The following is a 13,165-nucleotide window of genomic DNA, read 5'->3' on the forward strand; positions in this document are numbered from 1 at the left end:
AGGGATCTTAGTTAAAATGAATACTTTTGATACTATTGCAATTGAATTTGATTTAACCCATCACAGCATCAAACACGTTGCTCTTGAAGAGTTGCAGGTCAATGCTCAAGAGAAAAACAAAATTTATTGGATCCATAGTAACTTAAATCAAGCAGATTCTTTTAAGCAATTAGTAAAAAAACTGAGATTACCTGTAGACGTCATTCAGTTATGTTCTGAAGAAAATAGTTTATCCAATCTTATTGATAATGATAATGCATTAACATTGCAAATTAAGTGTTTGGCGTCACTTGAGTTAAATGAGAATAATGAAATAAATTTGGATAATCTTTTGATTCACCTTACGCCAAACTATTGTTTTACCGCTGCAGATAAGCCCTTGCCTGTTTTATTTGAGTTTCTCAATAATTGTTCAAAATCAGTCCATTATGCTAAAACGCCTTGCTTCATCTTATTTTTATTCCTTGAGGGTATTATTAACGATTATGCTCGGGTCCTTTTTCATTATGAAGAAATCGCAGAGCAGTTTGAATCATTATTACAAAAAAAGCATGAGAATATTTATAAAGATGTTGCGGAGGTAAAGCACCAAACGTTGCAAATTAAACGTGATATGATTGCAATAAGAGAAATTTTGATGCGGATCACCAGTCGAAATATCTTGGTTATCTCAGAAAAATGTCGTTCTTCCCTATACAATTTATCGAATCATAGCCATCTCATCATCAATGAAGTGGATTCGATTCGCGAATTGTTAAATGGCCTATTGGGACAAATCGATAATGAACTGATGCAAAAAATAAGTGAGACTATGGCTGTGCTCGCAGCATTTGCGGCTATTTTCTTGCCGTTAAATTTAATCACGGGAATTTATGGAATGAATTTTGACTGGATTCCTGAATTACGCTGGAAATACGGATATTTTGGCGCACTAGGTTTAATAGTCACGTGCGCCATATTCCTCTATATTCTTTTTAAAAAGAAGAAATGGTTATAATTTTGGTTACATTAAATGCAGCCAGCATCACCAAAAGGAAAGTATCTCCCAAGGAACAAATTCAAAAATCGCTACAGTGAGAGTTGTTTATTAACCGCACACAGCGGTTGCATATACTTACTGATTCACCGCATTTCGACGCGGTGTTAAAAAAGCCAAGATAATTGCAATGAGAAACAAAGCAGGTACATCTCCATATAAATGGGCAAAATGCTGCGGATAGTAAAATGATTGGAGAGCCATAATGCCGCCATGCACAATGCTAGACCAAACGGTGAACCAAATTAAACTTAAATGCTGCACTGGATTTTTAGCCGCCAAGAGCAAGAACACCCCTAATGTTGCATAAATTCCCATTATCATTTGTAAATAAACATTTTGCCCAGCAGGGTGCCAAGCCCAGCCAGAGGGCCATAAAATAGTTAAAGGATACACAGCAAAAATAAAAACAAGTCCAAAAATAACCAATGCTACTCGAAGCAAGGGGTACTCTTTTTTAGCGTCCATGATATAAGCTCCACTTGAAAATATCCTATTTATTTTAATTCCAGTAACGAACCCGGTGGAATAAGGGGAAACCCGGGTTTCAGCCTTGAAGTTTTGCAGCAGGCTACATTTTTAGATTATTGATAAGAAAACCCTGATGTATTTGAGTCATTTTCAATGATACTCAAGTTGCTTATTATGTGCCCACAACGTGTTCGCAAGGAGGCCTGGGGCCATAAGTTTTTTTTCATCCATGTATGGGGCTTTATGTGTGGTACGTAAAGAGATTTAAATGAACTGGCGATTCCTCAGGAGTAATTATTTAATTGCATTTTTACAAGACCGGCAATTGCATCCATCATTTTGTGACATGATTCAGGACTTTCTGGAAATTGTTTGTAGATGATATTGGCCAAAAATGCAGATAATGCTTGAGATATAACGTTACTGTTACGAAGATGAGGCGGCAGCTTTTCTATGGATTGAACTAGTGATGACAATAAATTTTGTCCTATAAAATTCATCGCTTTGGAATAATCTTCATTAGTTAAGGTGTCGGTTGTTTTGGTGTTTTCATCTATGTTCATTTTTTGATCCTGTAATTTTTGCTTCAGCGAAATTATAGAGTTTGCCTCACATCACTTCAATGACTATCCTGTCATTATTTTAGAAGTAATGCGATAAACTCCAGGCTTTTTCTTGTGAGATTAAGCAGGCCTCTTTCGAAACGCTACTGCATAGAAGACCTGTTTTTTCGGTACAGTGTTCGCGCCCTCCTCATCTCCTTGTATTTTTCTCCGCCGCGAGTTTCGAAAGAAGCCTGGTATAGAAGAGTACAACCCATATTATGGTCTGCTGATATAGGTGGTACTTATTGGCGGGTTTGGATTTACAATTTACCCATAATAAATTGATTTATATAAGGGTAATCTTCATTCAGAGTGGCATCTGAGATTTGTTTTTCAATCGTTGTATTTAACTCCAAGTCCCCCAAATTATTAACGGGGGAATAAACTCCGTGTCCTGCTCTTGGTAGTTTTGATTCAATACCTTCATGCAGTTGCCCTAGAGGATCTAATACGATTAGATCACCTTTTCCAGTTAAGTTAAAAGCAACACTACTGCCAAATAATGGATTTGGTTTCGCTCCTTCTTGAGTCAATGTTTTAAATGTCTGCTTATAGCACAAACTGGGTTCATCGGTGCTGCTTCCAGGACCAACTAAAGTAACTTGCTCCACTAGGTCTGACCAGGCAAGTTTTCTGCATGTAAGTTTTTGCACGTCGGCAAGGATTCGATCAAGCTCCTCTTTTACTGCTGCGTAAGTTATACGCTCGCCGAATATATGGCCTACATAGTAACAATATGTTCCTCGCTCATCCTCAGTAGCAACCAAAACGCCGGTACAGTGTAAAAAACCCTCAGTTCCCAAAATGTCCAAATCTCCTTCTTTAAATCCTGCACCTGCATCTGCTCCTACGCGATAACAACTTAGATTCTTCATGCTCAGCAGATGTTCCGAATTGGGCGTATAAAATAATGAAAAATCATTGCAGTGTTCTAAGAGTGAATTGATTTCCTGCTCTTCATCATCGGCTTTTTTCTTAAGTAGGCTTTTTAGGAGTATTGCTGCCCGCCAATACTCTTTTTTATCAAGACCTGATAGTAATTTTAAAGCTTCATCTAGCTTTTTGTAGTGTGACAGGTTTTTATAATAGGTAGACATTTCGCTTAATCTGATGTTTTCTGTATCCAAAAGAACCAGTTCATCATCACCGTGAGTTACAATTATTTTTGTCATGATATTGCCTTTCTTGCATTTTGACCTAATATTATACACCCTGAGGATTTTCATTGCAAAACAATAAGACATAATGATCTAATTTAATTCTTTTTGGTTGATAAACTAATGGTTAATGAGGCCTAGGCATTTCTTTGAGTTGTCAATTACAACTCCATTGATTATCATTGGAATCAATGAAGAAATTAGATGTTCTTATAAACTCTTTAATGGTCTAAGTTCAGTGGATGCCCCGATACTTTATACTTTTAGGCGCTGCCCTTATGCGATTAGGGCACGAATGGCACTTACATATTCCAAGATTCAAGTAGAGCAATGTGAGGTTGAGCTTAAAAACAAGCCTCAGGAAATGCTGCTCGCCTCTCCAAAAGGCACTGTTCCAGTCTTAATTTTAGAAAATGGTCTTGTGATTGATGAAAGCATTGATATTATGGTTTGGGCTTTAACACAATTTGATCCTGATAACTGGCTCTCTATCGGGGAAAAAGAAAAGTGGCATGAATTAATCCGTTTAAATGATCTAAAATTTAAACCTATTTTGGATAATTATAAGTACCCACAAAAGTCAGAAAAAAAAGATCCGCTTTATTATAGAGAGGAAGCCCAGGAATATCTCTATAAATTAAATTCGCTATTAATGAAAAATCATTTTCTTTTAGCAAACCGTATTAATATAGCTGATATTGCTTTGTTTCCCTTCATAAGGCAATTTTATATGGTTGATCCGCAGTGGTTTGCACAAAGCGACTATAAATCTCTTCGTGGATGGTTACATTTTTTTTTGGATTCAGAGTTGTTTCTTACTGTGATGAAAAAACGTTAAATATTCCAAAAAGACAGAGTCTATGCTTCATGCCGTATGCCTCTATCAGGATGAACGCTTTGTATAATTGCAACCATTACTTGTATGATCGCAAGGTTTATTTTCAAACTGCAGTGTTGTATGGTAAACCGAAAATTTGGTAGCCAGCATTTCTTGAAGCAAAGGTAATAACTCTTCTGAATGATTATATGAACTATCATAAACCACATGCGCAGTAAGGCTGGATTTACCGCTAGTAAGTGCCCAAAGATGGAAATCATGGACACTCAAAATCCCGGAAATCCGGCACATTTCAGATTTTATTTCTTCAACATCCATACCTTCCGGAACCCCTTCAAGAAGGATATTAATTGTTTCCTTTAACAGGATCCAGGTTCGAGGTAAAACCCATAAACCAATTGCAATCGCAATGATAGAGTCTACCCATTCATAACCCGTCCAGCGAATAATTAGTGCACCAATCAATACACCAATGGAGCCTAGCATATCGCTCCATACCTCAAGATAAGCACTTTTAACATTGAGGCTTTTGTCTTTTCCACTTGAAAGTAATTTCATGCTGATTAAGTTAATCACCAAGCCAATTGCTGCAATAACAAACATGGCTAGCGTTTGGATGCTCGCAGGTTCATAGAGACGTTGATAAGCTTCATATAAAATATAAATAGCAACAAAAAAAAGTAAAATGGCATTAAAAGCAGCTGCAAGGATTTCGAAACGATGATAGCCAAATGTTTTCCGTAAATTAGCAGGGCGCTCGGAAAGATAGACTGCTGTAAGCGAGATGGCTAATGCGCTGGAATCGGTTAGCATGTGTGCTGCATCTGAAAGTAGTGCCAGGCTGCCAGTAATAAGTCCTCCAATTACCTCAACAATTAAATAGGTTGTTGTGAGAATAAATGCAATCCAAAGATATTTTTTATTCTGATTCGTTGGAATTGCATGACTATGGTTGTGAGACATCTACTTACTCCTGTTTCAAAATGCTCTTTTTCTTATTAATAGCATAGATGAAATATCGTATTTGACAATCTGAACTGGAAATTGTAACACATCTGAGTCATAGCTATTTGTGCATACGATATTAAATATTTCCAACAAACAGTTTCCTTGACAATAGTTTCCTAGGAAACTAAAATGCAAGTCCCTTGGAGATATCAATGCTGAAAGTAAAAAAAAGAAAAGAAGTAAGTAAATTGACGGATCATATTGGTTATTGGATGCGCTTGATTTCCAACGAGGTGTCGCATGCATTTGCAAGGAAACTTGAGCAAACAGGGGTTACGGTTGCCGAATGGGTTGTACTTAGAAAAATGTATGATTGTAATAACGTCATATCGCCTAGTACAGTTGCCCATGTTACGGGTCTCACCCGCGGCGCGGTTTCAAAATTGATTACACGATTACTCGAAAAAGGTCTGGTAAATCGTAAGGAATCTGCTGAGGATCGACGTTATCAAGACATAGAGCTTACCGCACTAGCTGTAGTGCTCGTACCTAAACTGGCTGCTCTAGCAGATCAAAATGATGAAGAGTTTTTCTCAGAACTTACATGCGCGCAGCGAGAGCAATTCTTGAAACTTTTAAAGAAACTTGTTTACTCCCATAAAATTAAAACTGCACCAATTGAATAGACTTCTTTTGAAACTTAGAGTTTCAAAAGAAGTCTATTAAAAAAATGGAGATTAATCATGAGTAAAGCAATTGATAATTTAATGAACGCAATCCAGTCGGCAATTGCAATTCGCCCTAAAATAGGAGGGTTCCCTGTTTTAGCAGAAGTAATGCGTAAAGCAGGAGTGAAGCAGAATCTTTGGTATTTACCGTCTTGTCAGAGTATTTATATCACTAAAGATGGGAATGTTGTTTCTCAAGAATTGCCTTTGGTAACAGGACAAGTCGATATTCCTGATTTTAATAAGGCAGAACTTATAAAGGCCCTTCGTATTGATCAAGCGGGTGAAAGTACTTTTCCTGAGTTTCTTCGTGCATCTTGGGACGCTGGAGTAGTCCATTATCATGTTGATTTAGAGAGGCGCACCGTAACTTATTATGGTGTACTTGGTGAGTCATATGTTGAAGATTATCCTGCTGTAGAAGTGAATTAATAAAATTTAGTTTACAGTGAGTTTGATTCAGGCATCCATTGGTATCTTTTAAAAGAGTTTTCCTGGACGTTTTTACACATCCTGGATAACTCTATTTATTGCATGTATTGGGTTTATTAAAAACTGCTTATCTTCAGACGTTGAGGTAGCTTATTCTCTTGTTTGCCTATTTGCCAAAGTTATCACAGGGAAAGGCATCACAATAAAACTGATTAAACGTATCATTTTTTTCCTCTTATGAGTGCAACCATTGCGCCAAAGCATGGATTCCTGCTGTTAAATCCTCTTCGGTACCCCCAAACGATAAGCGTACATAACCTTCTTTGCCAAATGCAATTCCTGGTACCAGAGCAACATGAGCCTCTTCTAATGCCTGTTTACAAAACTCTGCGGAGTTCTGTTTTTTAAAACCTAGGCTGCTTAAAGAAATGAATAAGTACAGAGAGGAAGCAGGAGCTTGTATGGTGAGAGCAAAATGCTGATACAAAGCATTAATGAGTGTGTCCCTTCTTTTTTGCATGCATTGTTTAACCCAGGAGCTGACATGATCTGTTTCATTTAATGCAGCAATTGCCGCCCATTGACTTAAAGTAGTGACGCCGCTGGTACTTTGACTTACTAATGCTGATAATGGCTGGATAAATTGTTGGTGGGCAAAAACAAAGCCAATTCGCCAACCGGTCATGGCAAAATTTTTTGAGCAACTTTGAATGATAATGACGCGATCCTGAAATTGGGGAAAGGAACCACAAGAGATATAATTGTGCTCATTGTAGGTCAGGGCACTATATACCTCATCAGCAATTACTAAAAGTCCTTGCTCCTGAGCAATTTGCAACAATTGGATGAGCTCGGATTCAGTATATAATGCACCGGTTGGATTTGTGGCATTATTTAGGATAAGGATTTTACTTTTAGGGGTACATGCGTTTTTGAGTGCCAGAGGTGTTAGCTTCCAGCCTTCTGTTTCTTTAGTTTCAACAATCACTGGGAGACCACTAAACAGTTTGACCATGGCTGGATAGGAAACCCAATAGGGCGAGGGAATAATGACTTCATCGTGCTCTTGTACTAATAGTTGCATCAGTAAGTAGATTCCAAATTTTCCACCATTAACGACAAGGCAGTTTTCTTTTTGGAATGAACAACCATAAACTTCATTCATCCATTCACTTGCCAAAAGCCGTAGCTCTGGAATTCCTGATACTGGAGGATACAGAGTATGTCCTTGCTCTAAAGCGTGTGTTGCCGCAGTGACAATTGATGGATGGGGTGGAAGTTTGGGCTCACCAGCGCTTAGATTATAAATTTTAATCCCCGTATTGATTTTTTGCTGAGCCAATGAATTCATCACAACGGTAGCTGAATCTTCAGGTAAAATTTTCATTATTTTTGTACCTTTCTGGAGTTTGATATAATTATTTTGAATAAACGATTAATAAATTCCTCTGGTAAATGATACTGCTTGGATAGATGCTCATAAAACTCAAACAATTGTTTTTCACGCGAGCGGTCTACTATTTCTTTTCCTTCTTTTGATTTTAATGCGCCAATTTGTTTCGATAATTCGAAACGCTTTGCTAAGATTTCAATGAGGCACGCATCAGTTTGTTCGATTTGTTTTCTCAATTCTTCGAGCGTATACATGATTTTCTCCTTACTTGAGAAGACTTGTGTTATCGCCATATTTTTTTACCAGGATAAAAGCAGTTCGATTCGGATGGCGGTCGTGAATATTTGCCGCTTTTATTTCTAGATTATAAAGTTCGGCACACCGTGCCGGTGCAATGACTGCTGCATGAGATGGCAATATTCCTTCTGCTAAATCCTTTGCTGCTTTTGCGGTATCGATCCACTCTATTTGTTCGGTCTCTTTAAATTGTTTTCGTAGAAATTGCTTGCATTGAGCTAATCCTTGAGCATGGGACACGATGTGAGTAATTTGAGCGTCCTGAACTCCAGGATTTACAAGCAAGCATTGATTAATTTCATGCCATAATTCGTCAACAGGAGTGAATAAATGTCTGCCCATCGCTTGGAATGCTGGTTTTACTAATCCCCCTAAAAGATTAACAACAGGCAGGATGCCCAGATCAATGGATCCGTTTTCAATAGCATTGAGAACGCCTTCCATATCCAGTAAATGAATAAGAGCCGGGTCAATCCCTTTTTGTCTTGTATAAATTAGGGCTGCTTCTTCAGAAAACGAGCCCGCATCACCGGAAATACCGAATAAAGTAATCATACAAGTTCCTCCATGGATAATTCCCTTTTCTCTAAAGCTCGCAACTGGGCTAATTCCAATAGAAAAGTTTCTGTTTGCTCCCAGCTTAAACAAGGGTCGGTGACAGATAGACCGCTTAAATCAAGGGCGTCTGGGGCCAGCGGATCTACTTTTTGACTCCCTTCTTTGATAAAGCTTTCAACCATGAATCCTTTGACCAATGGCTTTAAATCAGGATGCCTTTTAAGGCTATCCAAAACACTTAAAGCAATGGAGGGTTGTAATTGATGATTTTTTTTGCCTTCTACCAGGCAATTATCATGACTGACATCCACAATGACCGAAGGGTTGGTTATCTTATGGAGATCCATATAGCACTTAACTTCTTTAAGATGAGCAATGGAATAATTAGGTGCATGGTTTGAGCCACGTAGTACCAGATGCGCATGGTGATTGCCATGTGTTTGTACTTCATAGCCATCAAATACAGCGACATGATCATGTTGTGAGGCAACAATACTATTTACCCCCACAGCTAACGAACCATGTGTGGGGTTTTTTAATCCTACAGCACAATCTAGAGCGGAAGCAAAAATTCGATGCTCCTGATCCTCTGCACTGCGCGCACCGATTGCTACCCATGAGAGAAGCTCCAGAAATCCTTTGGCATTATGAGTAAATAAAGCCTCATCAGCAATTGGCAATCCCATTTCGATGACTTTAATCATCATATCTCGAGTGTATTTTATTCCAGCGGCGATATCTGGAGGAGAAAATAAATCGGGTTGGTTTACAGGGCCTGTCCATCCCTTCGTTGTCCGGGGTTTTTGAATATATACCCTCATGATCAATTTTAATTCGTGTTTTACTTTCTCATTAAGTTTCACTAAACGTTTGGCATATTCAAGAACAGCTTTTTTAGGCCAGGCAGAACAAGGTCCAACGATCATTAAAAGACGATGATCACGACCTTCTAAAATTGCTTTGATTTCCTCTCTATCGCGAGCAATTTGCCGGGAGCCAGCATGCGATAAGGGGATTTCTTGAATAATTTCTTCTACAGGAGGTAGTTTTTTTAAAACTGAGTAGCTCATAATCCCCTCCTGCAGCCAGTGAGTACTTTGGATAGGTCATGAGAGCGACGCCGCGATTGATGATGCATGATATACACTCCTCTTTGGTTTCTATCCAACTCCCATGTTCTTTTTGTCTGGAAATTTGGGCACCAAAAGCCCCCAGACTAAGCTGGGGGTTGGAGTATTAGTTAATTCTACTTAACCACCCAGCGCCGGGCTAAAAAAGCTAAAATAAAAAAAGCAAGCAAAGGCTTGTGCAAAAGCTGCTTTTTTATTTAACTTCTGGTGTACAGTAGAATGGAACATGAAAAAAATCACAAAAATTTATCTGTACTATTAATATACAATTTAGTAGGCAGTGCTGTCAATACCCTAAGAATGTTGAAATTATTTGAGCAGCAGACTCCATTGCCCTGTTTGTAACTACGGTGGCGATTAGTTTTACTGCGTTTTCTATGGCTTGCCAGCAACTTGCAATAGGGCTATATTTTTTACTTCTCTTCCTAAAACAGTAAAAAATGACCAAAATTGCGCTTTACTTAGCTGGTGGTGGAGCCCGAGGAGCCTATCAGGCAGGGGTTCTTAGAGCGATCAGCACAATTCTTGATACAAAAAAAATTCCTTTCAATATGATTAGCGGCGTCAGTGTAGGCAGTATTAATGCTGCTGTAGTCGCTGAGAATGCTCTGGATTTTTCTGCGGGTACGAACAAATTAAATGAGCTATGGAATGATATTACATGTCAGCATATTTTTAAGTCCAGCAATTATGCTCTGAGCATATCGGCTATGCGAAATATGAGTAGTATGCTGACTAGGCAACGCCTGTTGGGTCATATTCTTGATACCTCGCCTTTGCGTCAATTTATTAACAACATTATTAATTTTGAAATTCTGGAAGGTGTAATTAAGAATAAGCACTTAGAAATGATGGAAATCATCAGTAACTGTTATGAAATGCAAAAAACCATCTCTTTTTATCAGCATCATGCAGAAGATTTTGAGGATTGGGATGATCCGCTTCATAGCAGCCAACGGGTTACCCTGCAAATGAAGTATTTTATGGCATCAACCTCATTGCCCTTATTCTTTCCCCCTGCCAAAATCGATGGACTTCACTACGGAGATGGCCATGTGGGATTAGCGGCTCCTCTACGTGGAGCCATCCGTTGTCAGGTAGATAAAATTTTAATTATTGGTACGCGCACATTACCCAGTATGAGCAACCCAGAAAAATTACGCAGTGGCGACATTGATTTTTCGCGCGTTTTGGGGGGTATGGTGAATGGGTTGTTTTTGGATAATCTCGAGCGTGATTTGGAGATGGTGGGTCATATGAACCGTATGGCGAACATGGTTCATACGAGTGAGCATTCTCATTGGCGCCCCATTCAAACCTTGCATCTACGACCAAGTATCGATGTAGCCAATCTGGCTCAATCTCAATACAATAATATACCTATGCTCTTGCGTATTTTGCTTAATTTTCTTGGTGCTAAGCGGCATGCGGGTGATTTACTCAGCTTTCTATTATTTGAAAAAGCGTTTACTCGCGAATTAATAAAATTAGGTTTTAATGATACGATGGCCGCTCATGAGTCTGTTTTAAATTTTTTTAATGCGTAACCCGTTTGGTGCCTGGAATATTCTTGTTAAATAATAAATTGAATTTCTACGTCACTGTAATTACTACGCTGGTTTGATGGTTTTGGTTTAACTCAAAGTCATTACTGGAGGAGGTTCTAATTCATTTAAGCGCTTTATCGCATTGCTAATTGAGCGTTCTTCAGTAGGGTTAATATCTGCTAATATATCGTATAGTTCATTTGTAAAATCATCCCTTCCCTTTATTTTGGAAATAAAAACCTCGAAATCGGAACCGGCATGTGTCGCACTGCATATTTCTTGTATGCGTTCCAATTTTTGACAAGGAGATATCGCTTCATTGATTATGTCTTCGATTGCTATTATATTTTTCGGCTTATTTCCTAATAGTGTAATAGAGTCCCAATCTTTATTTCGAATGATTCTATCGATAACCTCCAGCAGTTCATTCGCTTTCTCATCTAAATTTGCTGATGAATCAACCTCTCGGAGTTCCATCAAAGCACTTTTATAGTGCTTCGTTTTATGAGACTGATCGTGTTCTATTTTATTTTGTAATATTGGATCATTGAAGTCGAATATAATTTGCAGTACTTGAAGTAACCAAGCATGTTATTAGGAGGGGAGTCTTTATATGTGGGGGATTTATCTTCGGTAGCCATTCATGTATTCCGCGCACAAAGCGCGGAATGCTGGCATTTGATTTTCCGAGGGAGGCATTACTTGATGAGCATCAGCCATTTTGAGGATGGATCAATCTTTTGATTATTATTAGGATTTCCAGCAGTATAATGTTTGCTCATTAAGGTACTGGTAGCACTATCAAATTTATTATTACTGATGTGCTTATTGAGACAACTACCGACACTAGAGGCATTTCCTGAACAGAATGCTTGAGCAAAATCATAATATTGATTGAGCTGACTTTTAGCGGCGGTATCACCAATGAAATTGTAAGTAATGTAGTCTTTCAATTTCCATGGAGCCTGCTCATTGGATCTTGATAAATTCAACGTTTTAAAAGAAGAAGCATTGCCATGATCTGAGCCAATGGAAGCGGAATAAACGATTGGAATGACATAACCGTTACTTGCAATTTTAATGGCATGGATTTCATCAAAATGAGTATGGGCTGCCAGCATGCCGATTACAATTTCTGGATAGGCTTTTATAATGTTTTTGAATGAGTCTTTGTAGGTTGTTTCCCAACTTTGTGGGGGAACATGCATGGATAAAAGAACACTCTCATGATTTGCTTGACTTGTTTTTAGCTCTTTTTCTAACCATTGCAATTCATCTGTAGCACCGTCGCGAGAAGGTGAAAATCCTGGTCTTGATACAAATACAACGCTATTTAATGAAATAAGTTTAAGGTGATCGCCTAAATAAGCAGAGTAATAACCGTACTTGGTACTCTCATTGTCAATACACGGTTCTCCATTAAAAGGACATTTAAGACCAGTTGAAAGAAAGCCATCATCATTTCCTGTGATTGCCTTTAACAAATCAGAGATAGATTCGCCGTTGTAGGTAAATGGTCCATAATCTCTTTGCAAGGAGTCATTATTCCCAAAAACATAATACCAGGGAGTAGGGTTTATTTTTTCATTCAATTGCTCAAAAACTAAATTAGTATCATCTCGGGTTGTTTTACGGCTGTATGCGTTATGAGCCGGCAAATCACCGAGCAATATAACTGCGTGATTCGTTTCTTGCTGCAAATCAATTTGTTCACCAATTTTAGCGATTAATGTATCGAAACTTTTTTGATCTAACTCTTCTGAAGTACCTGGACGGGGGTTTATATGAGTTGCTTGGCGCTTGGTAATATCCACATGAGGGTCAGAAATTAAAAAAATATTCATTTGATTTTGATCTGCTGCCAGAGCGGAAAAATTAGCCAGAAAGAGTGGAATCGCGGTTAAAACAATTATCAATTTTTTGAACGTTAGCATTTTCATCTCCTCCTCTGTTTTTGACAGAGTAATTTGCTGTATTAGAATAATGCTTCAAAAAGCTTTTATTCACTTTACAATGATACGCTTT

Annotated in this window: 15 protein-coding genes; 5 read left to right on the top strand and 10 right to left on the bottom strand. The window is 38.2% G+C overall.

Annotated elements, in window-relative coordinates; translation table 11 throughout:
- Window positions 1-16 precede the first annotated feature (16 nt).
- The gene (locus Lpar_RS02100; protein WP_058516343.1) at window positions 17-997 is read left to right on the top strand and encodes a magnesium transporter CorA family protein; all 981 of its coding nucleotides are present in this window, start codon (window positions 17-19) and stop codon (window positions 995-997) included.
- Between the two features lie 117 nt (window positions 998-1,114).
- Here Lpar_RS02100 and Lpar_RS02105 read toward each other — a convergent pair whose 3' ends face one another.
- From Lpar_RS02105 to Lpar_RS02115, 3 genes are all read right to left on the bottom strand, one after another.
- Complete coding sequence (locus tag Lpar_RS02105) at window positions 1,115-1,504, bottom strand: DUF6632 domain-containing protein (protein WP_058516344.1); 390 nt, start codon at window positions 1,502-1,504, stop codon at window positions 1,115-1,117.
- Between the two features lie 287 nt (window positions 1,505-1,791).
- A complete protein-coding gene (locus Lpar_RS02110) occupies window positions 1,792-2,070 on the bottom strand; it encodes a hypothetical protein (RefSeq protein ID WP_058516345.1) in 279 nt (92 codons plus the stop codon).
- 302 nt (window positions 2,071-2,372) lie between these two features.
- A complete protein-coding gene (locus Lpar_RS02115; RefSeq protein WP_058516346.1) occupies window positions 2,373-3,284 on the bottom strand; it encodes a hypothetical protein in 912 nt (303 codons plus the stop codon).
- A 115-nt stretch (window positions 3,285-3,399) separates the two neighbouring features.
- On the opposite strand from Lpar_RS02115, the gene Lpar_RS02120 reads away from it, so the two are divergent.
- Window positions 3,400-4,107: a glutathione S-transferase gene (locus tag Lpar_RS02120; RefSeq protein ID WP_082650312.1), complete on the top strand. Its 708-nt coding sequence runs from the start codon at window positions 3,400-3,402 to the stop codon at window positions 4,105-4,107.
- A gap of 45 nt (window positions 4,108-4,152) precedes the next feature.
- Here Lpar_RS02120 and Lpar_RS02125 read toward each other — a convergent pair whose 3' ends face one another.
- On the bottom strand, window positions 4,153-5,070 hold the full coding sequence (locus Lpar_RS02125) for a cation diffusion facilitator family transporter (RefSeq protein ID WP_058516347.1): 918 nt from the start codon (window positions 5,068-5,070) through the stop codon (window positions 4,153-4,155).
- Between the two features lie 197 nt (window positions 5,071-5,267).
- On the opposite strand from Lpar_RS02125, the gene Lpar_RS02130 reads away from it, so the two are divergent.
- Both Lpar_RS02130 and Lpar_RS02135 read left to right on the top strand, forming a co-directional pair.
- Window positions 5,268-5,741 (top strand): MarR family winged helix-turn-helix transcriptional regulator, encoded by a 474-nt coding sequence (locus tag Lpar_RS02130; RefSeq protein WP_058516348.1) that lies wholly within the window; start codon window positions 5,268-5,270, stop codon window positions 5,739-5,741.
- Window positions 5,742-5,798: 57 nt separating this feature from the next.
- Entirely contained in the window at window positions 5,799-6,215 is a 417-nt protein-coding gene (locus Lpar_RS02135; RefSeq protein WP_058516349.1) for a DUF1398 domain-containing protein, read from the top strand.
- A 235-nt stretch (window positions 6,216-6,450) separates the two neighbouring features.
- Here the strand turns inward: Lpar_RS02135 and Lpar_RS02140 are convergent, their stop codons facing one another.
- The 4 genes from Lpar_RS02140 to Lpar_RS02155 are packed head-to-tail and all read right to left on the bottom strand — an operon-like array spanning window position 6,451 to window position 9,533.
- Window positions 6,451-7,602 (bottom strand): pyridoxal phosphate-dependent aminotransferase, encoded by a 1,152-nt coding sequence (locus tag Lpar_RS02140; RefSeq protein ID WP_058516350.1) that lies wholly within the window; start codon window positions 7,600-7,602, stop codon window positions 6,451-6,453.
- The gene (locus tag Lpar_RS02145; RefSeq protein ID WP_058516351.1) at window positions 7,602-7,862 is read right to left on the bottom strand and encodes a chorismate mutase; all 261 of its coding nucleotides are present in this window, start codon (window positions 7,860-7,862) and stop codon (window positions 7,602-7,604) included. Before Lpar_RS02145 ends, Lpar_RS02140 begins: the two co-directional genes overlap by 1 nt.
- 10 nt (window positions 7,863-7,872) lie before the next feature.
- Window positions 7,873-8,460 (bottom strand): prephenate dehydratase domain-containing protein, encoded by a 588-nt coding sequence (locus Lpar_RS02150; protein WP_058516352.1) that lies wholly within the window; start codon window positions 8,458-8,460, stop codon window positions 7,873-7,875.
- Window positions 8,457-9,533, bottom strand: coding sequence for a 3-deoxy-7-phosphoheptulonate synthase (locus Lpar_RS02155; protein ID WP_058516353.1), 1,077 nt, complete (start codon window positions 9,531-9,533; stop codon window positions 8,457-8,459). Before Lpar_RS02155 ends, Lpar_RS02150 begins: the two co-directional genes overlap by 4 nt.
- 500 nt (window positions 9,534-10,033) lie before the next feature.
- Between Lpar_RS02155 and Lpar_RS02160 the strand changes: the two genes are divergently transcribed.
- Window positions 10,034-11,140, top strand: coding sequence for a patatin-like phospholipase family protein (locus Lpar_RS02160; RefSeq protein ID WP_058516354.1), 1,107 nt, complete (start codon window positions 10,034-10,036; stop codon window positions 11,138-11,140).
- An 87-nt stretch (window positions 11,141-11,227) separates the two neighbouring features.
- On the opposite strand, the gene Lpar_RS02165 is transcribed toward Lpar_RS02160, so the two are convergent.
- Window positions 11,228-11,617, bottom strand: a complete 390-nt coding sequence (locus Lpar_RS02165) for a hypothetical protein (protein WP_058516355.1) — start codon at window positions 11,615-11,617, stop codon at window positions 11,228-11,230.
- 221 nt (window positions 11,618-11,838) lie between these two features.
- Entirely contained in the window at window positions 11,839-13,074 is a 1,236-nt protein-coding gene (locus tag Lpar_RS02170) for a metallophosphoesterase (RefSeq protein ID WP_058516356.1), read from the bottom strand.
- Window positions 13,075-13,165 lie beyond the last annotated feature (91 nt).

Source organism: Legionella parisiensis, from assembly GCF_001467945.1.
In the GTDB taxonomy this organism is placed as follows: Bacteria; Pseudomonadota; Gammaproteobacteria; order Legionellales; family Legionellaceae; genus Legionella; species Legionella parisiensis.

Bases quoted from the DNA above. Each gene is read 5' to 3' on its own strand.
- Lpar_RS02100 (WP_058516343.1), top strand. From the start codon at position 17: ATGAATACTTTTGATACTATTGCAATTGAATTTGATTTAACCCATCAC.
- Lpar_RS02130 (WP_058516348.1), top strand. From the start codon at position 5,268: ATGCTGAAAGTAAAAAAAAGAAAAGAAGTAAGTAAATTGACGGATCAT.
- Lpar_RS02155 (WP_058516353.1), bottom strand. From the start codon at position 9,533: ATGAGCTACTCAGTTTTAAAAAAACTACCTCCTGTAGAAGAAATTATT.
- Lpar_RS02120 (WP_082650312.1), top strand. From the start codon at position 3,400: ATGAGGCCTAGGCATTTCTTTGAGTTGTCAATTACAACTCCATTGATT.
- Lpar_RS02115 (WP_058516346.1), bottom strand. From the start codon at position 3,284: ATGACAAAAATAATTGTAACTCACGGTGATGATGAACTGGTTCTTTTG.
- Lpar_RS02110 (WP_058516345.1), bottom strand. From the start codon at position 2,070: ATGAACATAGATGAAAACACCAAAACAACCGACACCTTAACTAATGAA.
- Lpar_RS02145 (WP_058516351.1), bottom strand. From the start codon at position 7,862: ATGTATACGCTCGAAGAATTGAGAAAACAAATCGAACAAACTGATGCG.
- Lpar_RS02125 (WP_058516347.1), bottom strand. From the start codon at position 5,070: ATGTCTCACAACCATAGTCATGCAATTCCAACGAATCAGAATAAAAAA.
- Lpar_RS02165 (WP_058516355.1), bottom strand. From the start codon at position 11,617: ATGGAACTCCGAGAGGTTGATTCATCAGCAAATTTAGATGAGAAAGCG.
- Lpar_RS02170 (WP_058516356.1), bottom strand. From the start codon at position 13,074: ATGCTAACGTTCAAAAAATTGATAATTGTTTTAACCGCGATTCCACTC.
- Lpar_RS02105 (WP_058516344.1), bottom strand. From the start codon at position 1,504: ATGGACGCTAAAAAAGAGTACCCCTTGCTTCGAGTAGCATTGGTTATT.
- Lpar_RS02150 (WP_058516352.1), bottom strand. From the start codon at position 8,460: ATGATTACTTTATTCGGTATTTCCGGTGATGCGGGCTCGTTTTCTGAA.
- Lpar_RS02140 (WP_058516350.1), bottom strand. From the start codon at position 7,602: ATGAAAATTTTACCTGAAGATTCAGCTACCGTTGTGATGAATTCATTG.
- Lpar_RS02160 (WP_058516354.1), top strand. From the start codon at position 10,034: ATGACCAAAATTGCGCTTTACTTAGCTGGTGGTGGAGCCCGAGGAGCC.
- Lpar_RS02135 (WP_058516349.1), top strand. From the start codon at position 5,799: ATGAGTAAAGCAATTGATAATTTAATGAACGCAATCCAGTCGGCAATT.